This is a genomic window from Prauserella muralis (assembly GCF_003202285.1).
GTDB classification, from domain to species: domain Bacteria; phylum Actinomycetota; class Actinomycetes; order Mycobacteriales; family Pseudonocardiaceae; genus Prauserella_B; species Prauserella_B muralis.
On record NZ_MASW01000002.1, the window covers coordinates 1233706 to 1258692 of the forward strand.

At 69.4% G+C, this 24987-nt stretch carries 15 protein-coding genes; 9 read left to right on the forward strand and 6 right to left on the reverse strand.

Annotation, left to right across the window (positions count from 1 at the left end; all coding sequences use genetic code 11):
- Nucleotides 1–13 precede the first annotated feature (13 nt).
- The gene (locus BAY60_RS17025; protein ID WP_112281891.1) at nucleotides 14–1180 is read right to left on the reverse strand and encodes a 2-methylaconitate cis-trans isomerase PrpF family protein; all 1167 of its coding nucleotides are present in this window, start codon (nucleotides 1178–1180) and stop codon (nucleotides 14–16) included.
- 110 nt (nucleotides 1181–1290) lie between these two features.
- On the opposite strand from BAY60_RS17025, the gene BAY60_RS17030 reads away from it, so the two are divergent.
- Nucleotides 1291–2214 (forward strand): LysR family transcriptional regulator, encoded by a 924-nt coding sequence (locus BAY60_RS17030; protein WP_245992557.1) that lies wholly within the window; start codon nucleotides 1291–1293, stop codon nucleotides 2212–2214.
- An 11-nt stretch (nucleotides 2215–2225) separates the two neighbouring features.
- On the opposite strand, the gene BAY60_RS17035 is transcribed toward BAY60_RS17030, so the two are convergent.
- On the reverse strand, nucleotides 2226–2882 hold the full coding sequence (locus BAY60_RS17035; RefSeq protein ID WP_112281893.1) for a hypothetical protein: 657 nt from the start codon (nucleotides 2880–2882) through the stop codon (nucleotides 2226–2228).
- Between the two features lie 104 nt (nucleotides 2883–2986).
- Here BAY60_RS17035 and BAY60_RS17040 point away from each other — a divergent pair, with 104 nt between their 5' ends.
- Together BAY60_RS17040 and BAY60_RS17045 are read left to right on the forward strand one after the other, a co-directional pair.
- The gene (locus BAY60_RS17040; protein WP_112282435.1) at nucleotides 2987–3532 is read left to right on the forward strand and encodes a GNAT family N-acetyltransferase; all 546 of its coding nucleotides are present in this window, start codon (nucleotides 2987–2989) and stop codon (nucleotides 3530–3532) included.
- 18 nt (nucleotides 3533–3550) lie between these two features.
- Nucleotides 3551–5884 (forward strand): helicase-associated domain-containing protein, encoded by a 2334-nt coding sequence (locus BAY60_RS17045; protein ID WP_245992559.1) that lies wholly within the window; start codon nucleotides 3551–3553, stop codon nucleotides 5882–5884.
- A gap of 12 nt (nucleotides 5885–5896) precedes the next feature.
- Here the strand turns inward: BAY60_RS17045 and BAY60_RS17050 are convergent, their stop codons facing one another.
- The 3 genes from BAY60_RS17050 to shbA all read right to left on the reverse strand — a co-directional run bounded on the left by BAY60_RS17050 (nucleotide 5897) and on the right by shbA (nucleotide 7239).
- Nucleotides 5897–6334, reverse strand: coding sequence for a type II toxin-antitoxin system VapC family toxin (locus BAY60_RS17050; RefSeq protein WP_112281894.1), 438 nt, complete (start codon nucleotides 6332–6334; stop codon nucleotides 5897–5899).
- Nucleotides 6331–6573, reverse strand: coding sequence for a type II toxin-antitoxin system VapB family antitoxin (locus BAY60_RS17055; protein ID WP_245992561.1), 243 nt, complete (start codon nucleotides 6571–6573; stop codon nucleotides 6331–6333). Before BAY60_RS17055 ends, BAY60_RS17050 begins: the two co-directional genes overlap by 4 nt.
- A 93-nt stretch (nucleotides 6574–6666) precedes the next feature.
- Nucleotides 6667–7239 carry an RNA polymerase sigma factor ShbA gene (gene shbA, locus BAY60_RS17060; protein ID WP_112281896.1) on the reverse strand — a complete coding sequence of 191 codons (573 nt, stop codon included), beginning with the start codon at nucleotides 7237–7239 and terminating at the stop codon, nucleotides 6667–6669.
- A 120-nt stretch (nucleotides 7240–7359) separates the two neighbouring features.
- Between shbA and BAY60_RS17065 the strand changes: the two genes are divergently transcribed.
- Nucleotides 7360–9276 carry an N-6 DNA methylase gene (locus BAY60_RS17065; RefSeq protein ID WP_342769773.1) on the forward strand — a complete coding sequence of 639 codons (1917 nt, stop codon included), beginning with the start codon at nucleotides 7360–7362 and terminating at the stop codon, nucleotides 9274–9276.
- A gap of 24 nt (nucleotides 9277–9300) precedes the next feature.
- On the opposite strand, the gene BAY60_RS17070 is transcribed toward BAY60_RS17065, so the two are convergent.
- Nucleotides 9301–9816, reverse strand: a complete 516-nt coding sequence (locus tag BAY60_RS17070) for a hypothetical protein (protein ID WP_112281898.1) — start codon at nucleotides 9814–9816, stop codon at nucleotides 9301–9303.
- 69 nt (nucleotides 9817–9885) lie between these two features.
- On the opposite strand from BAY60_RS17070, the gene BAY60_RS17075 reads away from it, so the two are divergent.
- The 5 genes from BAY60_RS17075 (at nucleotide 9886) to BAY60_RS17095 (ending at nucleotide 24982) form a co-directional block, all read left to right on the forward strand.
- Nucleotides 9886–10476, forward strand: coding sequence for a hypothetical protein (locus tag BAY60_RS17075; protein WP_211330347.1), 591 nt, complete (start codon nucleotides 9886–9888; stop codon nucleotides 10474–10476).
- 122 nt (nucleotides 10477–10598) lie between these two features.
- The gene (locus tag BAY60_RS17080; protein ID WP_170160439.1) at nucleotides 10599–11525 is read left to right on the forward strand and encodes a DUF4268 domain-containing protein; all 927 of its coding nucleotides are present in this window, start codon (nucleotides 10599–10601) and stop codon (nucleotides 11523–11525) included.
- 167 nt (nucleotides 11526–11692) lie between these two features.
- Nucleotides 11693–17935: a protein kinase domain-containing protein gene (locus BAY60_RS17085; protein ID WP_112281900.1), complete on the forward strand. Its 6243-nt coding sequence runs from the start codon at nucleotides 11693–11695 to the stop codon at nucleotides 17933–17935.
- 25 nt (nucleotides 17936–17960) lie between these two features.
- Nucleotides 17961–20858, forward strand: coding sequence for a DEAD/DEAH box helicase (locus BAY60_RS17090; protein WP_112281901.1), 2898 nt, complete (start codon nucleotides 17961–17963; stop codon nucleotides 20856–20858).
- The gene (locus BAY60_RS17095; RefSeq protein ID WP_112281902.1) at nucleotides 20858–24982 is read left to right on the forward strand and encodes an Eco57I restriction-modification methylase domain-containing protein; all 4125 of its coding nucleotides are present in this window, start codon (nucleotides 20858–20860) and stop codon (nucleotides 24980–24982) included. Before BAY60_RS17090 ends, BAY60_RS17095 begins: the two co-directional genes overlap by 1 nt.
- Nucleotides 24983–24987: the final 5 nt, after the last annotated feature.

The window sequence follows — 24987 nt, forward strand, 5'->3', positions numbered from 1 at the left end:
CCTCTGTGCCTCCTTATTGCGTCACGACATCGAGCCGGCTGTCCAGCCACGAGCCGGGCACCAGCACGGTGCCCTCCATGAGCCGCCGGGCCGTGCGATATCCGGTCACCGAAGCGACGCGCCACCCGCCGTCCTCCTGCCGCACGTCGGCGCTCAGCGGCAGCACCCCGGCGGGGTGCCCGATGTGGCATTCGCCGCTCGGTCCACCGGCCGCCTCGGCGACCAGCGTTCCGGGGATGCCGGCCGCGACGGCCGTGCAGATGCCACCGGTGAGCGCATACGACCGGTGCACCCTACCCATCGACATCATCGCGGCTCGCACGGTCGTGTCCCCGGCGTTCTGCAGTGCACCGTCGGTGAGCACGTAGTCTCGCGGCGCGCCGACGAAGGTCAGCTTCGGCACCGACGGCGTGTACGCGGTGGCCTCCTCGGGTGTCTCCGTGATGCCCGCGAGCACCGACCCGTGCGAGCGCACCGCCTCGATCCGGGCGAGCAGCGCCGGGTCGGAGTCGATCTCGTCGGGACTCTCGGTCCCTTTGAGACCGAGCGACTCCCACCGCACGAACAGCAACGGGTTGGCGGCGTCCACCAGCGACACCGGGATCGTGCCCAGCTCGGGAACGGTCAGCTCGTCCCGCGGGCTGCCCGTGGGCAGCAGCGAGCCGGTGACCGCGCCCGCCGGGTCCTCGTAGTCGAGCCGGATCCGCGAGCCGGTGCCGGGGACGCCGGGAACGGTGAAGTCCCCCGCGGGATCGAACCGCCCGTTGCGGGTCGGCACGTGCGCGACGATGACCTTGCCCGTGTTGACGTTGAGGATCCGCACGGGCGTCACCGGCTCCGTGGGCTCGACGAGTCCCTCGTCCACCGCGAACGGGCCCACTCCCGACGAGAGGTTGCCGCAGTTGCCGCGGCGGTCGATGAGTGCCCTGTCGATCGCAACCTGCCCGAACTCGTAGAGCACGTCGACGCCGTGGCGGCTGCCGTCGGAGATGATGGCGACCTTGCTGGTGCTCGACGTCGCCCCGCCGATCCCGTCGACCTGGCGGCGGTCGGTGTCGGGACTGCCGTAGGCGGCGAGGATGAACGCGTCGCGGACGGCCGGCTCCGTGGGGAGGTCTCGGTCGTGGAAGAACAGGCCACGGCTGGTCCCCCCACGCATCAGCACTGCCGGAACACGCACGGCCACCTCACAGGGAAATATTGAATACAATTTGTACGCGGTTTGCGTGGCCATACTCTCCGGCGCTTGCGGTAAGCACAAGCGCCAATTCGTACATGCACAATGAAGCCATGCTTCACGCAACTCTGGACCTGACCCGCCTCCGCCTGCTCGCCGAGGTCGCGCGGCACGGGTCGATGACCTCGGCAGCGAGCGCGCTGGCCTACACGCCGTCCGCGATCTCGCAGCAGATCCGGCGGTTGGAGAGCGACGTCGGGCAGCCGCTGCTCGACCGGCACCACCGGGGCGTGAGCCTCACCGAGGCCGGCCGGGTCGTCGTGGAGCACGCGCTGGCCATTGAACGCAATCTGGAGGCGCTGCGGGTGCGGCTGGACGACATCGCGGGCCTGCGGGAGGGGTCGCTGCGGCTCGGCACGTTCCCGACCGTCGCCTCGTCGCTGCTGCCGCTCGCGGTCACCGGGTACCGCCGCGCGTATCCCGGGGTGCGGCTGTCCGTGCACAGCGCGCGGCTGAGCCAGCTGCTCGACCTGCTCGACCGGCGCAGCGTGGAGCTGGCGTTCCTGTGGGAGTACGAGTGGTCGCGCATCACGACGGACTCGCTGGAGCTGAAGGTGGTGACCGAGGACCCGACCTCGCTCGTCGTGGCGGAGTCGCACCGGCTCGCGGACCGGACGTCGGTGGACGTGAGCGAGCTCGCCGAGGAAAGCTGGATCATCCGCGGCGACCACCATCCGGTGGCCGAGGTGCTGTCCCGCACCGCGCACGCCGCCGGGTTCGAGCCGTCGGTCGCGTTCGAGGCCAACGACTACCAGGAGGCGCAGGCCATGGTGGCCGTCGGCCTCGGCATCGCGCTGGCGCCGAGGCTGGCGCTGGCCAACCTGCGTGCCGACGTGCGCGTGCTGCGCCTCGACGGCTACGCACCGAGCCGCCGCATCCTGCTCGCGCGGCTGGCCTCGCGCGCGGCGACCCCCGCCGAGCAGGCGATGACGGACGTCATCCTCGACCTGGGTCGCAGCGGGCGGGTCGGCGGGTGAGCCGTGCGGCGTCAGGCGACGACGGTGAACGGCAGCAGGGGTGTGCGCACGTGTCGGTCGTTGCCCAGATCGACGGTCGTGCGGAGTGCCCACTCGCCCGGTGGGACGGCGTAGCCGAGCACGGGGTCGAAACTGGCGGTGCCGACGAGGAGCGGGACCACCCGGGTGGCTCCGGCAGGGGTGGGAAAGGTGACGAGCGGCTGTGTCTGCAACTCCACGGAGCCACCCACGACGCGGTCGGTGGGCGCATCGATCACGGCCCCCGTCACCTGCCCGTTGGTGAACACCGTCAGCTCGGCGCCCGTGCGGTTCGTCACCCGCAGGCCGTGGTGGACGGTGTGCCCGGACCGGAGCGACAGCGGCCCGTCCAACGCGAACCCGAGCTCCGCCGTGGCGGCCACCGGGGCGGGCGGGTCGAGATACGGCGTGACGTCGAACCGCATCTCGCGCGCGGGGCACGGCATGGCGCCTACGCCCACGTCCACCTCGGCACCGAAGCGGGCGTGCACCTCCTCGGCCAGGTCGACGGCCCATGCGGCGAGGGAGAGCGAGAAGGGCGGTTCGCGGCCCTCATCGACCCGCGGGTCGTCGAAGCCGAGCGCCGCCTCCGGGTGCTCGTCGAGCAACCGGGTCAGCACGGCCTTGTACCGCTCCCACGGCGTGGTCACAGGACCCATCGTGCGGCGCGGCCGCCGAGTGCACCAGAACCCGGTTGCGGGCGGCACCGTTCCGGCGGTGGAATCGCCGGGTGCCGGACCTGACGACCGCGCGGATGCGCCTGCGCCGCTTCACCGAGGCCGACGCGGAATCCCTGGCCGCCCTGCACGGCGATCCGGAGGTGATGCGCTTCATCGGCGACGGGCGCCCGGTGCCCCGTGCCGTCGTCGTGGAGCGCGCTCTCCCCGCGATCCTGCGCGACTACGACGAGCTGCCGGACGGATTCGGCCGCTACGCCGCGATGGAGACGGCCGAGGAGTCGTTCCTGGGCTGGTTCAGTCTGCGGCCCGCGAGCAGCGTGGGCCTGTGCGGTGGCATCGAGCTGGGGTACCGCCTCCGCCGCGCCGTGTGGGGCCGGGGGTATGCGACCGAGGGGGCCCGGGCGCTGGTCCGGCACGCCTTCGCCGATCTCGGCGTGGACCGGGTGGTGGCGACCACGATGACCATCAACACGGCCTCGCGGCGAGTGCTGGAGAAGGCCGGCCTGCGCCTGGTGCGCACGTTCTTCGAACCGTGGCCCGAGCCCATCGAGGGCGCCGAGCACGGGGACGTGGAATACGCCCTCACGCGCAAGGCCTGGCAACGGCTGCCAGGTTCCTGACCTCGCGCCTGCGGCAGAATGCGGCCCGTGGTGAGCGGTTCCTTCGCCGAGTACCTGGCGGGCCTGGACGAAACACGGCTGGCACGGCTGTTGCGCCTGCGCCCGGACGTGCGCATCGAGCCTGTGCCGCGCGGCTTCGGGCAACTGGCCGAGCGGCTGGGCGGGGCGGAGTCACTGGCCTTCGCGCTCCGGCAGCTGACTCGTGACGGCGTGCGGACTGGGCAGGCCGTGGCCGCGCTGGGCGGGGAGGCGACGGTCCGGAAGGTGGCGCGGTTGCTCGGCGCCCCCGAGCCGGTCGTGGCCGACCTGGTGACCGACCTGTGCGAGCGCGGGCTGGCCTGGCTGGACGGCGAGACCGTGCGGCTGCCGGACCGGTTGGCGGCGCACTGGTCCGCGGAGGTGGGCGATGGCAGGCCGGTCGCCGACGTCGCGCGGTCGGTGCGGGTGGAGGACCTGCGCGTGGCGGCGGCAGCGCTGGGCGCCGAGGCGGAAGGCCTCCGGAAGCCGGAGTTGATCGCGCGGCTCGCGGACGCGCTGGCCGACACCCCGGCTGTGGCGAGGGTCGTCGCGGGGTTGCCGCGGCCTGCTCGTGACTGCCTCGACGTGCTGAGCCACGGCTCGCCGGGGGCCTTCTGGAGCCTCCCGGCGCCGCGTCCTGCCGGACCGCAGCGCCTCCTGGCCGCCGCGGGGCTCGCGCTGAACGTCAACGGTCGCTGGGAAGTGCCCCGCGAGGTGGCGGTCGCGGCGTGGCTCGCCGAGTTCGAGCCGCCGGTGCTGACCGGGCCGCTCGACCTGCCGAGCGCGGCGATGTCACCCGCCGAGATGCTGGCCACCGCGCAGGCCGCCGCACAGGATGTGCTGCGGGCGGTGACGAGCGTGCTGGACACGGCGCGGTCGAAGCCCCTCGCCGCGCTGAAGAAGGGCGGGGTCGGCGCGCGGGAACGCACCCGGTTGGCGGCCCGGCTGGCGCTGCCCGCCGAGACGGTGCTGTTGGCCATCGACGTCGCGCATGCGGCTGGCCTGCTTGGGCACACCGACGCGGGGTACGCGCCCACCGAGGCGTTTTCGCGGTGGCGGGAGGAGGAGCCCAGCCGCCAGTGGGCGGAACTGGCCACCGCCTGGTTCGGCATGGAGCACGCGCCGACCAGCCGGGAGCAGGACGACGGCAAGGAGGTGCCACCGCCATTGCCGCTCGCGTCGGGCGCGGGCATGATCCGCCGGGCGCTGGTGCGCGCCGCGGCGGGTGGCCGATCGTTCGACGCGGCGGGACGGCAGCTCGACTGGTTCTGTCCCCTGCACGGCTACGAGCCCGATGAGGTGGGGCAGAAGGTCGAGGCAGTGGTGCGGGAAGGTCACCTGCTCGGTGTGCTCGCCGGCGACGTCGTCACGGACTGTGGTGAGCGGCTGGCGGCGGTGGCCGACGAGAGTGCCGACGATCCGGTGGCGGAGCTGGCCGACCGGGTCGCGTCGCTGCTGCCGGAGGCGCCGTGCACGGTGGTGTTGCAGTCGGACCTCACCGCCGTGGTGTCCGGGCAGCTGACCGTGCGCGCCTCACGGTTGCTGGGTGCGGCGGCGGTGTGCGAGACGCGGGGGACGGCGAGCATCTGGCGGTTCACTCCGGAGACCGTCCGGCACGCCCTGGATACTGGCTGGAACGCCGAGAGTCTGCGGCAGGAGCTTGCCGTGCTGTCCGACCGGCCACTGCCGCAACCGCTGGACTACCTCATCGCCGACGTGTCCCGGCGGCACGGGCAGGTCAGGGTCCGCGGCCTGCGTTCGTGCGTCCTGGCCGACGAAGCGACCGTGACCGAGATTCTGCACACGCGCAGGCTGGGCAAGCTCCACCTGGCGCGGCTCGCGCCCACGGTGCTTTCGAGCCCCTACGAGCTCGACAACGTGCTGGCGGCGTTGCGTGCCGCCGGATTCGCGCCGGTCGCCGAGGACGCCGAGGGTGCGGTCATCATCGAGGAGAACGCCGAACACGAGGCCGCGGCCTCGCGTCGGGCAGGCCCGGGCGCCACTCGTGACCGGGTGAGCGCCACTAACCTCGCCGCCCGGCTGCTGGCCGACCCCGAAGGCGAGACGGTATCGGACGGCGGGCCGGGGGAGACGTTCGAGCAGTTGGCCGAGCTGAACCCGCGGCTGAGCGCCGCGGAGCTCGCCCTGCTCGCCGACGCCCTCGATCAGGAGCGGGACGTGGCGATCGTGTACCGGGACAAGAACGGCACCCGGACCCGCCGGGCGATCCAGCCCCGTGTGCTGTTCGGCCGCTGGCTGGAATCCTGGTGCTACCTCCGCAACGGCGACCGCGACTTCACCGTCGCCAACATCGAGTCCGTCGCCCCGGCCTGAGGGCCGGGCACGCTACGCGACGAGCGGGTTGCTGACCTGGAGTGCGGTGGTGAACCGGCTGAAGTCCCGGTCGGCCGACCACAGCTCCCGCACGCCGTGGGCCACGCACAGCGCAGCGACCCGCGCGTCGTGCACCATGGGGCCGATCACGCGTCCGGCGCTCAGGAGGGCCTTCAGGTCAGGCCAATAGCCTGCGGGTTCGCCCAGCACGGACAAGGTCGGCGAGGCGAGCCAGGCGTCGATCTGGGCGGTGGCCTGTTCCCGGGTGCTCGGCGGGTCGTAGATCTTCGGGTGCGTGGTGATCGCGAAGAACTCGTGCAGGCACGGCCATGGGATCGCCCACGCGGATCGCCCTTCCGCCAGCGCTTTCACGCACTCTGCCGCCGCACCATGGAACTCGGCATCGCGCCGGTGTGCATAGACGAGGATGTTGGTGTCGACCGCGATCATGCCGGATGGCTGTAGATCGTGTCCCTGATGTCCTCCCACCGTGCACCCCGGAACTCCGGCTGCAGGCCCTGGCCGTCGACACTGGCGTCCTCGAGGGTGAACGGAGTGTCGCTGGCGCGCTGCTGGACCACGGTACGCAGACCGGTCTCGATCAGCTCCCTCAGCGTGGTGCGCTCGCGGCGCGCGACCTCCTGAGCCTCCCGCAGGAGCTCGTCGGGAAGGTTCACGGTCGTCTTCATATGGCTAACCATACCAGTAGAGCCATACAGACGTATCGGTTCGGCGAGTGTGTTGGCCTCGTGTGGGGAAGTTGCGGCCTGGTCAGCACACAGTCACCAGTCTCCGAGCGAGCCGGGGCCGAGCTGGCGCCGCAGCTTCCCGAGGGCGCGGTGTTGGGCGACGCGCACCGCTGTGGGACTCCAGCCCACGGCAGCGGCCGTTTCCGTCGAGGTCCAGCCGACCGCGACCCGGAGCACGATGATCTCGCGCTGTATGGGCGGCAACTGGTCGAGCAGCGTACGCATGCGGGCGCCGAGATCGCTGGTCAGCGCACGTTGCTCGGGCCCAGGACTTGGATCCGGCTCGTCGGTCGGCTCGGTGGCTGACTGAGTCCGGTCCCGTCCGGTGGCCCGGTAGTGGTCGGCGACCTTGTGCGCGGCGATCCCGTACACGAACGGCACGAAGCCCTCCTCGGCGCCCTGGAATCGGGGCAGTGCCTTCAACACGGCGAGGAACACCTCCTGAGCGACATCGTCGGCCGAGGCATGACCGCGCCCGTTCGGACTGATCCGTGCGCGGCAGTAGCGAACGATGATCGGCGACAGCCTCGTGAACAACTCGTTCGTCGCCTCTTCGTCTCCGCTCTGAGCGGCGGTGACGAGTTCGGCGAGGGTCTTCTCCTTCATCGGACGTCCTCGGGTCGTTGATGGGACTGCCGTGAACTACTCGAGTCAAGCACTGGATGTGAACATAGTCAACATGTATTCACGAGTATGGTATGTTCACAGCGGCAGGAAGGAGAGGCCGTGAGCGATGACGAGCAACTGGTGAGCGCAGCCGAGGTCGCGCGGCTGGCGGATGTCGGCAGGGCGGCTGTCAGCAACTGGCGGCGCCGTCATGCCGACTTTCCGGACCCGGCGGGAGGCACGTCGGCCAGCCCCAAGTTCCGGCTCGGGGAGGTCGAGCAGTGGCTTCGCGAGCAGGGCAAGTTGCGTACGCCCGCTGACGAGGACGCACTCTGGCGGTCGTTGTCGGTCGGGCGTGGTGACGAAGAGATCACGCAACTCCTCCGTGACCTGCTGGTCCGCCTGCACGATCCCCGCCAGTCCGGCCCGTTGCCGGAGCCGGTGCGCCAACACCTCGCCCGCGTCGAAGGCGGCTCACGCGCCGCGGTGGTCGAGCAACTGTGCGCCCGGCACGCCGCGCGGCTCGGACGCCGGCACCTGGCCACGGCAGTCGAGCTTGCGGAACTCATGGCCGAGCTGGCGGACGCGCACGGGACGGTGCTCGACCCAGCGTGCGGTCCGGGCAACCTCCTGCTGGCAGCGGCCGCCCGCGGGGCGGAGCGGCTGCTCGGCCAGGAACTCGATCCCGATCTGGCCGGCCTCGCGCAAGGACGCTTGAGGCTGCATGCATCGGCCACGGTGGTGCCCGGCGATGCACTGCGTGCCGACGGGCATCCGGGGGCGCAGGCAGACGTGGTGCTGTGTGAACCACCCTTCGGCTATCGGGACTGGGGCTACGAGGAGCTGGGCGTCGACCGGAGGTGGGAGTACGGACTCCCGGTGAAGAACGAGCCGGAGCTGGCGTGGGTGCAGCACTGCCTGGCGCATGCCCGCCCGGGTGGGGTGGTGGTCTGCCTTCTCCCGGCGGCGGTGGCCTCGCGTCGTTCCGGCCGTCTCGTCCGTAAGGAGCTGATCCGGCGAGGCGTGGTGCGGGCGATCTTCGCGTTGCCTGCGGGTCTGTTGCCCTCCAGCGGGATACCGGTGCACGGGTGGCTTCTCCGCGCGCCCGCGGAGGCCGACGCGGGGAGCCCCGTCCTCCTTGTCGACGCGAGCGGTCACGGCGGCAGGGAACGCGGCGATGCCGACTGGCCCGCGCTGCGCTCGGCGGTGCTGGATCCCTGGCGCACGTTCCGCGCGGGCGGCACCGTGGAGACCGTGCCGGGCCGCCAGAACGTCGTTCCGGCGATCGACCTCCTCGACGAGGACGTCGATCTCACCCCGGCCCGGCACCTCCCGGCACCACCTGTGACCGTGGACATTGCGAGGCTCGACGAGCAGCGCGCACGGCTGGGGCACCTGCTGCGTTCGGTGCCGGGCCTTCTCCCCGTCGTGTCGGCGAAACGGCCGGAGTCGCACCCCAGCCTCACGATCGGCGAGCTTGCCAAGGCCGGTGCGCTCACCGTGCGACACCAGTCCGCGAAGCTGGAGCTCGACGACTCGCCCGATGCGAGCGGTGAATGTGTCCTGACGGGGCGCGACGTCGCCATGCAGGCTCCCGCGACCATGCGGCTGGTCCGGCAGCCCGGCGGCGAGGTCGTCCCGCTACTTCCGGGTGACCTCGTCGTCCCGACCATCGTGGCCGGGGACCGGTCGGCGATCCGGGTCATCGACCATGCAGGGCTCCTCCTGGGGCCGAACCTCACGCTGCTGCGGGTGGAACCGGAGCGGTTGGATGTCGACTTCCTCGCCGGGCTGCTCACCGCGCGCCGCGTGGTCGAGACGGCCAGCACGACCCTGTCGGGGGCACGGAGGCTGGACGTTCGCCGGGTCGGGGTGCCGTTGCTACCGATCGAGGAACAGCGCCGACTGGGCAAGGCCTTCCGTGCCCTGCGGGAATTCGGTGCGACGATCCGGGAGGTGACCGAGCTCAGCGAGGTCCTCAGCGCACAGCTGCGTGACGGGCTGGCTGACGGGGTGCTTGACGTGGTGGACCGCTAGCAACGCCGTTGACGCAGGCGATCCTCACGTTCGAGACCGCCCGGGTTGCCACCAGCGGGTGTACTGGTCGAGCACTCGCTCGAGCGGCTCTGGACCCGCCGCTTCGAGCTGCGTGCGCAACAGCTTGGCATCGCCGTCGGTGAGGCGCGCCAGGGGGCGGCGCAGCCGGACGCTCCAGCTCCGCCCGAGGTCGGCGAAGGCGTCCAGCTCACCGACCAGGGGACTAAGCTCCACGCCGCCGGGCCAGCGCGTGGCCGTGTGGAACTCGACATCGCAGCCGACCGGGAAGCTCCGGCCAGCGATTTCGACGGGCGCGTCCAGCGTCGCCACCGCCGTGCGGGCCGTGCCCACCGCGATCACGCGTCCCCGGTCCCGTGTGGGGTTCTTGAAGCACCCGCGTGTGGTGTACAGCAGCAGTTCGTCGCCGGGCGAGAGTGCTCGAATCTCGGCACGGCCGAACCCGGGAAAAGCCATACGCTGCGCGGTCAGGACCCAGCCGAGCGCCTCGCGGTCGCCGATGACGAGCAGGTAGTGAGCCACCCGTGCACGATAGAACGCCCTACGTCGCGGAGCCTGTAGCGGATCGGGGTCCTCGAACGAAGTACCCGCATGACCATTTCGCGGGAGGCAGTCCCCGCCTCGGCATGGCCGCTGCTGTCCGCGGCCCGTGTCGGATACAGCGCGCGGGCGGAGGAGATCTACGACGAGGTCCTGCGCGAGGTGGCGGCACGCATCGCGGCGACTGGCTCGATCGGCAAGGCCGACATCGGGGCGCTGGTCCTGTGGAAGCGGATCCGCGCGGACACGCGCTGGGCCCGCCGGCTGGGCGACATGCCTGACCAGCAGGTGCGCGAGGCCACGGCGGCCGCGGTCGCGGCAGCCAACGATGATCGGCTGCCGGTCGCGGACGCCGGGCGGCAGGGCTGTGCCGAGTTGCGAAAGGTACCCGGATTCCGGCACGGACCCGCCCTCGCGTCCGCCCTGCTCACAGCAGCCGCGCCGGATCGCATGGCGGTCTACGACCGGCGGGCGATGACGGGGCTGTCCCGGCTAGGGCTGGAGCTGACCGGCTGGAACGATCGCTATGGCCGCTATCTCCATCGCATCGAGGTCCTACGCGCCGTCGCGGCTGAGTACGGAGAGGACTGGCGGGCCCGTGATGTCGACATCGCCTTGTACCACCTCGGCGGTGATGGGTGACCGCTGCGCCGAGTGATTCGCCAGCTGGTTTCGGCTCTCAAGGCAGGCTGGCGGCTCGTAGACTCTCGTGGATGACGGGGAGCGGGGAGCGTACGAATCCTGTACTCGGGCGCCTGGAGCCCGTGGCCCTTCGGGAAATCTGGCCGCACGAAGCGCTCGATTTCACGCCTTGGTTGCTCGACAACGCAGACGCCTTGGGTGAAGCGCTGGGCATGGAGCTGGACATCACCACGGCGGAACATCCTGTCGGCGGCTTCTCGCTGGATCTCGTGGGGCGTGATGTCGGCACCAACGAGAGCGTCATCGTCGAGAACCAGCTGGAAACCACCGATCACTCTCACCTCGGGCAGTTGCTCACGTACGCGGGCGGGACGGACGCGGTCAACGTCGTCTGGATCGCCCGCGAGTTTCGCGAGGAGCACCCTGCGGCCCTGGATTGGCTGAATGCGCGGACAGATCCCGATACGCGCTTCTTTGGCGTCGAGGTTTCCGCGGTGCGCATCGGCGACTCGGCGCCGGCCCCGCTGTTCCGGGTAATCGTGCAACCCAACGACTGGGGCAAGACGGTGCGAAGCCACGCCCATGGCGGGGACAGCAGCGGAAGCGACAAGAACCTGCTCTACGCCGAGTTCTGGGACCGTTACATCGCCGCCCTGGGGGACGCGGGATTGGATTGGTCACGAGCTCGGAAGGGACCGGCGCAAAACTGGTTCAACACGACAACCGGCGTCGCCGGGGCCGAGTTCAGTGTCAATTTCGGCCGTGGCGACACTGTGCGCTCCGAGCTCTACCTTGGCCACCACGATCCTGAGATCAACACGTCCCGGTTCCAGCGTCTTCAGCAGTCCCGGACCGAATTGGAAGCCGCCTACGGGGGCACCTTGACGTTCCAACCCCTGGAGGGGCGCAAAGCCTGCCGGATTTGTGAGATCGGAACCGGCGCCGTCACCGATCGCGACAACTGGGAACGGTTGATCGGGTGGTTCATCGACCGCCAGCGGCGATTGCGGGCGGCCCTCGCCGAGGTCGGGGGTATCACGGTTGCCTGATGCCTCCGAGGCCGGCTCGCGGTATCCCGCATTGAGGTGCGTGTTGACATAGTTAACAGGCTAGTGCAACGATCGTGTTGCTGCGCGTGCGCTTGGCGTTACGGAGAATGGATCCCGCCCGATGTACAGCGTGCAGACTACGGTGATCACGGCGCAGGAGGGCCTGAGTGTCAGCGAGACCGGAGGTGGTGGCGGGCCGGTTCCGCCTGCTCGGCCCGATCGGCAAGGGCAACATGGGCGAGGTGCATCGCGCCGAGGACACGCATGTGGCCGACGGTGCGCGCGACCGCATCGTTGCGGTGAAGTTGATCCTCCGTACTCGCTCAGGCGCCATCGTCGATGCCAGTGCTGATACGAAGACTGCCCAGCGTTTCGAACGCGAACTGCACATCATGCGCAAACTCCACCACCCCAACCTGCCGCGACTCGTCGACGGCGGTGTGGACTCTGACGGGCTGCCGTACCTGGCCATGGAGTTCCTCGACGGGCGATCGCTCCGCGACCTCGTTTCCGAGCGCGCACAGTCACCGGTGTCGTGGGTTGCGGCTCTGGGGGCGCAGATCGCGGACGGTTTGGCCGCGACCCACGCCGCGGGCGTGATTCACCGTGACCTCAAGCCGTCGAACGTGATGGTGGTCCGTGGTGGTGTCGTCAAGGTCCTCGACTTCGGCATGGGCCGCATCGCCGATGACACCACACGTCTCACGAGCAGCGGCGTCACCGTCGGAACGGCCCGCTACATGGCGCCCGAGCAGTTCCAGGCGTCCGCGGTCGGCCCCGCAGCAGACCTGTACGCCCTCGGCTGCGTGCTCTTCGAACTCCTCACCGGGGTACCACCCTTCCACAGTGAGTCGGCGCACGAACTTGGGCACAAGCACCTGACCGAGGCGCCGCCACCCGTGCGGCCGTTGCGGCCCGATGTCCCGCTGGACATCGCGAGGCTGATCGACAAGCTGCTGGCGAAGGACCCGGCGGATCGGCCGGTCGACGCGATCGCGGTCCGAGACGTCCTCCTGGCACAGGTGCCTGCTTCGGCCAACGAGGGAGTCACGGGCTGGGATGCCTTTGACCCGGTAGTGGGCCTCGCCGAACTCCGCGCGATGCGTGCGCCCTCGCCAGTGGCAGCTGCGGCAGCATCTGAAACGCGGGCAGCACCTACGGGGATGGATGTCTTCGGTATCCATCGTCAGCTGATCAAGGATTACCGTGCGTTCACCGAGGGCGGCACGGTCATCCGGGACCAGCGGATCGCCGCGTTCGTCGAGGAGGACCTGAACGCGAAGTCGCAGTGGCCGGATCCCTGGCTGTCGCTCAACCCGTTCTTCGCCTCCGGCGGGACCGTGCTGGAGCTGGTGCAGGCGGGCGTGCTGCACCCGGAGTGTCAGCACATCTTCCAGACCGGCAAGACCGACGGCGGCACGGTCTGCGACGGCCGCCCGGTCACCCTGCATCGCCACCAGCGCGAGGCGATCGACGTGGCGCGGTCCGGCGAATCCTACGTGCTCACCACCGGCACGGGATCCGGCAAGTCGCTGTCCTACCTCGTGCCGATCGTCGACCGGGTGCTGCGTGCTCGCGAGCAGGAAGGTTCGGAGGCCGCCCAACGCGTTCGCGCGATCATCGTCTACCCGATGAACGCGCTGGCCAACAGCCAGCTCAAGGAACTGGACAAGTTCCTGCTCGATGGCTACGGCACCGGCCGCGAACCGGTCACCTACGCCCGCTACACCGGCCAGGAAAACGAGGAACGGCGTCGGGAGATCCAGCAGAACCCACCAGACATTCTGCTGACCAACTACGTGATGCTCGAGCTGATGCTCACCCGGCCCGACGACCGGCGCTCGCTCATCAGGATGGCCACCGGACTGGAGTTCCTCGTCTTCGACGAGCTGCACACGTACCGTGGCCGCCAGGGCGCTGACGTCGCGCTGCTCATCCGCCGGGTCCGGGAGGCCTGCCAGGCCGAAGCGCTGCAGTGCGTGGGCACGTCGGCCACCATGTCCAGCGAGGGCACAGAGGGCGACCGCCGTGCCGTCGTCGCCAAGGTCGCCTCGACCCTGTTCGGCGCAACCGTGCGTCCCGAGCACGTGATCGGCGAGACCCTGGTGCGCGCGACCGGCAGCGCGCCCGGCACGGTGCCCGCTGAGCGGCTCCGGGCGCAGGACGCGCCGCGGGCCTACGCGGACCTCGTGGCCGACCCGCTCGCGCAGTGGATCGAAACCCGATTCGGCCTCGCCACCGAGGAAGGCTCCGGCAGGCTCGTCAGGCAACGTCCCGTGAAGATCGAGGAGGCCGCGGACGAGCTGTCCAGGAACAGCGGCGTCTCAGCGGACGTCTGCGCCGAGGCGATCCGCCGGACACTGGAGGCGGGCTCCCAGGCACGGCATCCGGTGACCGACCGCCCGCTGTTCGCGTTCCGGCTGCACCAGTTCCTGTCCAAAGGCGACACGGTCTACGTCACTCTCGAGGACAAGGAGAGCCGCCACCTCACCCGCGACTACCAGCGCGTCCATCCGGGTTCGGGCGGCAAGATCCTGCTGCCACTGGCCTTCTGCCGCGAGTGCGGGCAGGAGTACCTGACGGTCTGGCGGAAGACCGGCCCCGACGGAACCCGCTACGAGCCGCGCCGGGACACCTCCGCGACGGGTGGACGCGCCGGCGACGGCTACCTCTACATTGATCCCGACCGGCCGTGGCCCCGCACCACGGAAGAAGCCATCGTCGACCGCCGCCTTCCCGAGTCCTGGCTGCAGGTCGACGACCACGGCCACGAGACGGTGCGGGATTCGTATCAGAAGCGCTTGCCCCGGGCCGTGACCGTCGACGCCTACGGCAACGAGGGGCAGGGCGAGCTGGACGCCGCGTTCATCCCGGCGCCGTTCCTGTTTTGCCTGCACTGTGCCGTGAGCTACGAGCAGGTACGCGGGAAGGACTTCGCCAAGCTGGCCACGCTCGACCAGGAAGGCCGCTCGTCCGCGACCTCACTCGTCTCCGCGTCCATCGTGCGGTCCTTGAAACAGGCCCCAGTCGGGGCGCTCGACAAAAAGGCCCGCAAACTGCTCACCTTCGTCGACAACCGGCAGGACGCCTCGCTGCAGGCGGGTCATTTCAACGACTTCGTGCAGATCACTCAGCTGCGCGCCGCGTTGTACCAGGCCACGGTCGAGGCGGGTGAAGAAGGGATCCGGCACGAGGAGCTCGCCTCCCGCGTCGCTGACGCGCTGGATGTGGGCGTGGCCGACTACGCGGGAACCGCCGACCTGCCACCTTCGCTGGCGCGTAACGCGGCCAAGACACTCCGGGACGTCATCGCGTTCCGGCTCTATCTGGATCTGCAGCGTGGCTGGCGGGTCACCATGCCAAACCTCGAGCAGACCGGCCTGCTGGAGATCCACTACGAAGACCTGGAGTGGCTGGCCGCCAACGGCGAACGCTGGGCGAAGGCACAGCCGGAACTCCGTGCTGCCGAGCCGGGTCGCCGCATCGAGATCATGCGCGTGTTGCTGGACGAAATGCGCCGGGCGCTCGCCATCGACGTGCAGTACTTCCGGGACGACTTCGACACGCTCCAGCGCGCGAGCGAGGAGCGGCTCGTCGAACCGTGGGTGCTGTCGGGCAGTGACAAGCCACAGGTCGGTACTGCTTATCCACGCGGTTCCAAGCCGGGTGTGGACCGCTCCGGGCTGTTCCTCTCGGGACGCGGCAAGTTCGGCAAATACCTGCGCAGGGCACACTTCCCCGAACTCTCGACCGACGACGCCCAGCACGTCATCGCTGACCTGCTGGAGGTGCTCGCCGACGCTCAGCTGCTGCACAAGGTGGAGACGGCTCCGCAGCGCGCGGGACGTTTCCGGCGCTCCACGGGTCCGGTCATGACCGGTTACCGCATCGCTGCCAGGGCTCTGATCTGGCGCGCCGGGACCGGGGAGCGTGGCACCCACGATCCGCTCACCCGCACCTACGCCAGTGGGGACGGGCCGCGCGTCAACGCGTTCTTCCGTGACCTGTACCGCAGCACCGCGGGCGCCCTCGGCGGGTTCGGCGCCAAGGAGCACACCGCTCAGGTCGACCCCGCGGAGCGGGAACGGCGCGAGGACGCCTTCCGCGACGGTGACCTCAAGCTGCTCTACTGCTCACCGACGATGGAACTCGGGGTCGACATCTCCGAGCTCAACGCGGTGATGATGCGCAACGTGCCACCGACGCCCGCCAACTACGCCCAGCGCAGTGGCCGGGCAGGCCGGTCGGGGCAGCCCGCCCTCGTCACCACCTACTGCGCCACGGGGAACAGCCACGACCAGTACTACTTCCGCCGTTCCGACCGCATGGTCGCCGGGGCGGTAGCACCCCCACGGCTCGACCTCGCCAACGAGGATCTGGTGCGCTCACACGTCCAGGCCATCTGGCTGGCCGAGTCGGGTCTCAAGCTGGGCAGGTCCATTCCCGAGATCGTCGACATCAGCTACGCCGAGGACAGCCGCAGGCCGGATCCGAAACTGCCCCTACACGACCACGTGGCCGCCGCACTGCGGGACAGCGCCGCGTGGCGGCGGGCCACCGCGGCCGCTCGCCAGGTGCTCGGCGGCCTGCTGGCCGAGTTCGCCGACAGCGCGTGGTGGCACGACCAATGGATCGACGACACCGTCCGGGCGGCCGGGGAACAGTTCGACCGAGCCCTGGATCGCTGGCGGGACCTGTTCCGGGCCGCGCTGGTGGACCAGGCTGAGCAGAACCGGAGGGTGCTCGACCACACGCTGGCCGAGCGCGATCGCAATGCGGCGGTCCGGCGCCGGAAGGAGGCGGAGACCCAGCTGAACCTGCTGAAGAACGAGAGCGTCGACAACAAGTCCGTGCTCTCGGACTTCTACCCCTATCGCTACCTCGCCAGCGAGGGTTTCCTGCCGGGATACTCGTTCCCCCGGCTGCCGCTGGCCGCCTACATTCCCACCACCGGGCGCCGGTTCGGTGACGGTGACTACCTGCAGCGACCACGGTTCCTCGCGATCCGCGAGTTCGGCCCGGGGGCGCTGATCTACCACGAGGGGTCGCGCTATCAGGTCACCCGGATCCAGCTGCCGCCGGACGCCACCGGCGACGTGGTGACCACCAGCGCGAAACGCTGCGCCGTCTGCGGTTACCACCACGACGCGAGAGAGAACGTCGACCGCTGCCAGATGTGCGACGAACCGCTGCGCGAGGTCGCCACCGGTCTGCTCCAGCTGCACACCGTCTACACCCAGCGCCGCGAGCGGATCTCCTCCGACGAGGAGGAGCGCAGGCGGGCGGGGTTCCGGCTGGTGACCTCCTACCGGTTCCACGACCACGGGGCACGACCCGGCCGCCGGGATGCCACGGTCTCCGACGAACACGGCGTCCTCGCCACCGTGTCCTATGGCGACTCCGCCACGGTGCGCATCACCAACGTCGGCAGGCTCCGTGCCGCCGAGGACGAGCCGCCAGGGTTCTGGCTCGACCCCGTCGACGGTCGATGGATGAACGAGCGAGACGCCGCCGAGGCGTCGGGCGACTCCAGTGAGATGCCCGTCGTCGACGCCGACGGCAACGAGAAGCGCCGGAAGAAGCGGGTGATCCCCTACGTCGAGGACCGCCGCAACATCCTCGTCGTCAGGCTCGCCAGCGCGCTGCCGGAGGCGACGGCGCTGTCGCTGATGTACGCGCTGGAACGCGGCATCGAGGCGGCCTTCGAGTTGGAGGACGCCGAGCTGACCAGCGAGCTCCTGCCGCCGGACGAGGGCGATCGGGACCGCATGCTGTTCACCGAGGCCGCGGAGGGCGGCGCCGGGGTGCTGCGGCTGCTGCAGGCGGACCCCGACGCGCTCCAGCGCGCGGCGAAGGTCGCGCTGGACATCTGCCACTTCGACCCGGACGGCGCCGACCGGGGCGGCCCCCATCCCGACCGGCCGTGTGCGCGCGGCTGCTACGACTGCCTGCTGACCTACGGCAACCAGCCCGACCACGGCGCGATTGACCGTCACTCGATCAAGGACCTGTTGGTCCGCCTCTCCGGCGCCAGGGCGCTCACCACCGGCCGGGGTGAGTCGCGCTCCGAGCAGCTGGAGCGGCTGGCCGCGCAGTCGGACACGGGGCTGGAGGGCAAGCTGATCACGTGGCTGAAGAAGCACGGGCTGCGGCTTCCGGACGAGGCGCAGACGTTCGTCGCCGAGGCGCTCGCGCGTCCCGACTACGTCTACCGCTTGCACGGTGTCAACGTCGCGGTGTTCGTCGACGGTCCGGTGCACGAGCACAGCGTCGTCGCCGAACGCGACCTCGAAGCGGAGGACCGGCTGCTCGACAAGGGCTGGGACGTGGTGCGCTTCCCGTACGACGGTGACTGGTCCGGCATCGCCAAGCGCTTCGAGCGCTACTTCGGCCCCGGCGTGGGCGTCTGACGAGGAAAGAGAAGACGGAAAGCACATGACGACCACCTTCACGGCAGGTTCCCTGGTGTCCGCGCGCGGTCGCGAATGGGTCGTGCTGCCCGAAAGCGCCGACGACATGCTGGTCCTGCGCCCGCTCGGCGGCGCCGACGACGATGTCGCGGCCGTGTTCCCGGCGTTCGAGCAAGTCCGGCAGGCCGAGTTCGAGCGTCCTTCGCCGGACGACCTCGGCGATGCGCTCGCCGCCGGCCTGCTGCGCTCCGCGCTGCGGATCGGCTTCCGCTCCGGCGCCGGACCGTTCCGGTCACTGGCCGGTATCGCCGTGGAGCCCCGCGCCTACCAGCTGGTGCCGCTGCTGATGGCGCTGCGGCAGCGGGTGGTCCGCATGCTGATCTCCGACGACGTCGGCATCGGCAAGACCATCGAGGCGGGGCTGATCGCGAAGGAACTGCTGGCGCAGGGCAGCGCGCGTGGACTGGCGGTGCTGTGCTCGCCCGCGCTTGCCGAGCAGTGGCAGGAGGAGCTGCGGACCAAGTTCGGCATCGACGCCGAGCTGGTACTGGCCTCCACGGTGTCCAAACTGGAACGTGGGCTGGACCTGGGGCAGTCGCTCTTTGACCGGCATCCGCACGTGGTGGTCTCCACGGACTTCATCAAGTCGACTCGGCATCGCGACGACTTCGTGAAGCACTGCCCGGACCTGGTGATCGTCGACGAGGCCCACACCTGCGTCGCGGCCGACGAGCGCGCGTCCACGCAGAGCCAGCTGCGGCACGAGCTCCTCGAACGCGTCGCGGCGGATGACGACCGGCACCTCCTGCTGGTGACGGCGACCCCGCACAGTGGCAAGGAGAGTGCCTTCCGCGCCCTGCTCGGCCTGGTCCGGCCGGAGCTGGCCACCGTCGACCTGGACAGCGAGGCGGGCAGGCGCCTGCTCGCCGCACATTTCGTGCATCGCAAGCGTGCGGACGTGCGGCAGTTCCTCACCAGGAACGACGGGCTGGCCGACGACAGCCTACGCGAGGACACCAGCTTTCCGTCGGACCGGTACTTCAAGGACGAGACCTACAAGCTGTCCCCGGCATACCGCGCGCTGCTCGACGACGCCATCGCCTACGCGGGCGAGCGGGTCACCGCCGCGGGCAACCGGGGCAAACGGGAGGCGCGCATCGCATGGTGGTCGGCGATCGCGCTGCTGCGCTCGCTGGTCTCCTCGCCGAGGGCAGCCGCCCAGACGTTGCGCACCCGGTCGGCGGCCGCGCTGGCCGCCACGGCGGAGGAAGCAGACCGGCTCGGCGCGCCGCTGACCAGGGACTCGACGGACAACGACGCGCTGGAGGGCCTCGACGTGGCACCCGGCGCGGAGACCGACGACGCGGGCGCGCGCCTGGCCGAGCTGGCCGACCGGGCGGCCTCTCTGGAAGGCACCGACCAGGACCGCAAGCTCGCGGCTCTGGTCAAGCACGTCAAGGCGCTGCTCGCCGACGGCTATCACCCGATCGTCTTCTGCCGCTACATCCCGACCGCCGAGTACGTCGCGGAGCACCTCGACGGCAAGCTCGGCAGGCGCACCGTGGTCCGTGCCGTGACCGGCACGCTCTCACCGCAGCAGCGCCTGCAGCGCATCGAGGACCTGGCCACGGAGGCGGGGGAGGACGCGGCGGCGCGTCGCGTGCTGGTGGCCACCGACTGTCTGTCCGAGGGCGTGAACCTGCAGCACTACTTCGATGCCGTCGTGCACTACGACCTCGCCTGGAACCCGACCCGGCACGACCAGCGGGAGGGCCGCGTCGACCGGTACGGCCAGAAGCGGGACACGGTCAAGGTCATCACCCTGTACGGCAGCGACAACGGGATCGACGGCAAGGTGCTCGAGGTCCTCATCAAGAAGCACCGCCAGATCCAGAAGGACCTGGGAATCTCCGTGTCGGTCCCGGACGCCGCCTCGGCCGGCGTGACCGACGCGATCGTCGAATGGCTGCTGATGCGCAACCAGCAGCCGGAGCAGGCCGGCCTGTTCGAGGTCGAGGCGGTCGACAAGAAGGCCGACGCGCTGGAGGCGGACTGGAAGTCGGCGGCCGAACGGGAGACGACGTCCCGCTCGCGGTTCGCCCAGCGCGCAATTCACCCGGAGGAGGTGGCGCGCGAGGTCGCTGCGGTGCGCGATGTGCTGGGCCGGGCGGCGGAGGTCCGGGGTTTCGTCCGGCACGCGCTCTCCGCGCTGGAGGCCGTGTTGCGCGACGACGGTGCGGGCGGGTTCACCGCGGACGTGAGTGGTGCGCCGGTCGGGTTGCGTGACGCTCTTGCTCCGATCCTCGGCGGCGATGTGGTGGACGCGGGACGTCTCGTGCCGTTCCGGGACACCGCCGCGGTGGCGCGGGGCGAGGCCGCCCTGGTGCGCACCGATCCGGTCGTCGGCGCCATCGCCGGCCATGTGCTCAACGCCGCGCTCGACGAGAAGGCGAGCGGGCCCCGCCCCGCCCGCCGCTGCGGCGTGATCCGGACCCGGGCGGTGGACACCCGGACCACACTGCTGCTGGTGCGCTACCGGTTCCACCTTACGTTGCCGTCCCGGTCGGGACAGCGGCAGCTGGTGGCCGAGGACGCTCGGCTGCTCGCCTTCCGGGGTTCGCCCGCGAACGCCGACTGGCTGCCCGCGGCCGACGCCGTGGCGCTGCTCGATGCGAGTGCTGACGAGAACACCGACCGGGAGTTCGCCGAGCGCACCATGCAGCGGGTGCTGGATGGGCTGGACGCGACCACGGCGCATCTGGAGTCCTATGGGGATGAACTGGCCGCGGAGCTGCTCGCGTCGCATCGCCGGGTGCGCAGTGCGGCCGGTGAGATCGTGCGTGGCCTGCACGTGGCCGCCCAGAAGCCTGCCGACGTCCTCGGCGCGTATGTCTACCTGCCGGTGTCGGGAGGAAATGTTTGATGTCCGCTGTCGCCCGAAACCAGGTCTTCTCTGCCGTGCACACGGTCGGCGGTCTGCTGCCCGCCGACATGCTGGTGCGCATCTCCGAAGGCAAGGATGTCAGCGGGAGCCTGCCGTCGGACTACCGGGTCGTGGGCTCCCGCTCGGTGAGTGACGAGGCCGAACGTCACTGGGACTACCTGCGCTCGGTGTGGAGCGACCTGCGCGAGAAGCTGCCTCCGGCCCCGGAGGCGGAGACTCCGCAGGACACCACCGGGCTGGCAGGCACCCAGTGGCTTGCACCGCTGTTCGCCGAGCTCGGCTTCGGCGAGCTGACCGCGGTCGGCGCCGCGGGGATCCCCGCCGACGACAGCGAAGTCACGGGCAAGACGTTCCCGGTCAGCCACCGCTGGAACCACGTGCCGGTGCACCTGGCGGCGTGGCACCACGCGCTGGACCGGCGGCCAGGCGGTGCGGGCACCGTGCCGCCGCAGTCGCTGGTGCAGGAATGCCTCAACCGTACCGAGAAGCAGCTATGGGGTGTGGTCACCAACGGCCGCCAGCTGCGGCTGCTGCGTGACTCCAGCGCCCTGGCGACCGCTTCCTACGTCGAGTTCGACCTGGAAGCCATCTTCGACGGTGAGCTGTTCAGCGAGTTCGTGCTGCTGTACCGGCTGCTGCACGTGTCCCGCTTCGCCGTCGCCGATGGCGCGTCCCCGGCGACGTGCTGGCTGGAGCGGTGGCGGCTGGATGCGATCACCTCGGGGACGCGGGCGCTCGACCAGCTCAGGGAGAGCGTTCGCGCGGCCATCACCACGCTGGGTACCGGCTTCCTGAAGCACCCGGACAACGCCCGGTTGCGGGAGAACGTCGACGTCAGCACCCTGCACGCGGCCTTGTTGCGGCTGGTCTACCGGCTGCTGTTCGTCTTCGTGGCCGAGGACCGGGGTGTGCTGCACCCCGACGGCGCCGACGAGCTGGCCAAGCAGCGTTACGCGCGGTACTTCTCGACGGCGAAGCTGCGTGCGCATGCGCGCCGCCGCCGGGGCACTGCGCACGACGACCTGTACCGCGCGTTGCGGATCGTGCTGGACGCGCTCGGCGACGAGCAGGGTCGGCCGGAGCTCGCCCTGCCGGGGCTCGGCGGAATCTTCGATGACACCGAGGCCGACGCCCCGCTGCGCGGCCTGTCGTTGTCCAACGAGCATCTCCTGGGCGCCGTGCGGCACCTGGCGCAGATCCGCGATGTCGGATCCGGCCGAGTGCGTGCCGTAGACTACCAGCACCTGGATGCCGAGGAACTGGGCTCGATCTACGAGTCGCTGCTGGAGCTCGTCCCACGGCACAACCCCTTTGACCGGACGTTCAGTCTGGAGGAGCTGGCGGGCAACGAGCGGAAGACCACGGGCTCGTACTACACGCCGTCCTCGCTGATCGAGTGCCTGCTGGACTCCACACTGGACCCGGTGATCGACGACGCGGTGAAACAGGGCGAGCAGGCGGCGTCGGCGGCAAGCGAGTCCGATGCGGCCGAGGCGATCACCCGCGAGTTGCTCTCGTTGACTGTGTGCGACCCCGCGTGCGGGTCCGGCCATTTTCTCGTGGCGGCGGCGCGCCGCATCGCCAAGCGGGTGGCAGCCGCGCGGGAGCGCAACCCCGAGCCGACCGTGGACGCGGTGCGCCACGCGCTACACGAGGTGATTGCCCGCTGCATCTACGGCGTCGACCTCAACCCGATGGCCGTGGAACTGACGAAGGTGTCGCTGTGGCTGGAAGCACTGGAGCCGGGTAAGCCACTGAGCTTCCTCGACGCGCACATCAAGTGTGGCAATGCCCTGGTCGGCGCCACACCGGCGCTGCTGCGCAAGGGCATCCCGGACGAGGCGTTCATTGCCACAGAAGGGGACGACAAGAAGGTCACCAAGAGGCTTGAGAAGACGAACGCAGAAGAGCGTCAGGGGCAACTGGGGCTCTTCGACGTCGAGGAAACTGCAGTGAACGTGGTCAACACTACTTTCGCCGAGAACGCTCGTCGTATCACGAGTGCACCGGCGAACAAGCTCAGGGAGGTGCGCCGACAGGCAGCCGCCTACGCGTCGCTGATGGAATCCACCGAGTACCTCAACGCGTTGCACCTCGCTGATGCATGGTGCGCGGCGTTCGTGTGGATCAAATCGAACGAATCACCGCAAGCGGTCACGCATGACATCTTTCGTGCACTGGAGAACCCAACGACCGCCGCAGTATCCGATGCGACACACGGTGAGATTATTCGACTCCGAGAAGAGTACCAGTTCTTCCACTGGCACCTTGAGTTTCCTGACGTGTTCTCAGTCCCGGATGACGGCAGAGGCGTGTCCAGTACGACTGGATGGGTAGGAGGCTTCGACTGTGTACTCGGAAACCCTCCGTGGGACAGCGTGTCGCTCAACGAGCAAGAGTTCTTTGCGCAGCGTTCGCCCAAGATCGCTGCTGTCGGCAAGTCGGATGTTCGTAAGAAACTCATCGCCAAACTGCGTGACGACCCGGAGACGCAGTCGCTATTCGGTGAATACGCCGTCGCGAAGCGCAAGGTCTACGCCGAGAGTCATTTCCTACGTCGCTCGGGTCGTTTTCCGCTGACTGGTCAGGGGAACCTCAATACGTATGCCGTGTTCTGTGAGACCGCCAAAATCATAGCCGGGCCTCGCGGTCGATCGGGTGTCATTGTTCCTACCGGAATCGCGACGGATGCCCGGACGCAGTACTTCTTCAAAGATCTCGTCGAACGCGGTTCCCTGGCGGCCCTCTACGACTTTGAGAACGCGGCACCGCTCTTCCCTGGTGTCCATCGTTCGTTCAAGTTCTGCCTCTTGTCGCTCGCTGGCCGCGCCGCACGAGAGCCGGCCGCGCGGTTTGCGTTCTTCGTGCACGACCCGGTGGAGCTGGACGAAGCCGACAAGACATTCTCCCTGACACCAGAGGAAATCAAACTTCTCAACCCCAACACCGGAACCTGCCCGGTGTTCCGCTCCCGCCGAGACGCAGAGATCACCCTCGGTATCTACCGTCGCGTCCCCGTCCTTATCAAGGAACCAGACGAACGCGGCCAGGGCGGCAGCAACCTGTGGGGCGTTTCGTTCTTGCGCATGTTCGACATGTCGCATGATGCCCGCTTCTTCCATACCCGGGAGGAGTTGGATGTTGACGGCTGGACGCTCACCGGCAACATCTTCACCAAGGGCGACCAGCGCATGCTCCCGCTCTACGAGGCGAAGATGCTCCACCACTACGATCACCGGTGGGGCACCTACGACGAACACGGCGCGGTTCACGATCTATCCCTTGACGAGAAGCAAGACCCCAACGTCGTGGTGCTCCCGCGCTACTGGGTCTCCGAAGACGACGTGCCGACCGATCGCTTCGACAAGAACGGGAACCGTATCTACGAAGCCGGAGTATCCACCCGCTTGGCGAACAAGCACTGGGAACACGACTGGCTTCTCGGTTGGCGAGACATTTGCCGCGCGACGGACGAGCGAACTGGCATCCCGGCAGTCTTTCCGAAGACTGCTGTTGGACACAAGTTCCTCCTGGAACTGCCTAACGTATCGGCGCCGCTGAATGCTGTACTACTTGGCATTCAATGCTCGTTCGCTTTCGATTTCGTTTCGCGTCAGAAGATCGGCGGAACGAGTATGGGATTCTTCGTGTGGCGGCAGCTCCCCGTGCTGACGCCCGCCATGGTGGAGAATCACACCGCATTCATCGTTCCCAGGATCGTGGAAATTAGTTGCACCGCCTACGATATGGAGCCGTTCGCCCGCGACCTCGGCGACACGGGTCCGCCCTTCGTATGGGATGAGGAGCGCCGGGCTGTCATCCGCGCTGAGCTGGATGCCCTGTTCTTCCACCTGTACGGCGTCTCGCGCGAGGACGCGGACTACATCCTCGACACGTTCCCGATCGTCAAGCGCAAGGACGAGGCCAAGTACGGCACCTACCGCACCAAGGACCTGATCCTCGCCGAGTACGACCGCATGGCTGAAGCCGGTCTGAGCCTCACGAATCCGCTTGTCGACGGTGAGAATTACACTTCCACGCTCACCCCGCCGCCCGGTCAGGGGCCGCGGCACGCCCCCGCGCCGTCTGCTGGGAACGTCTGATGTTC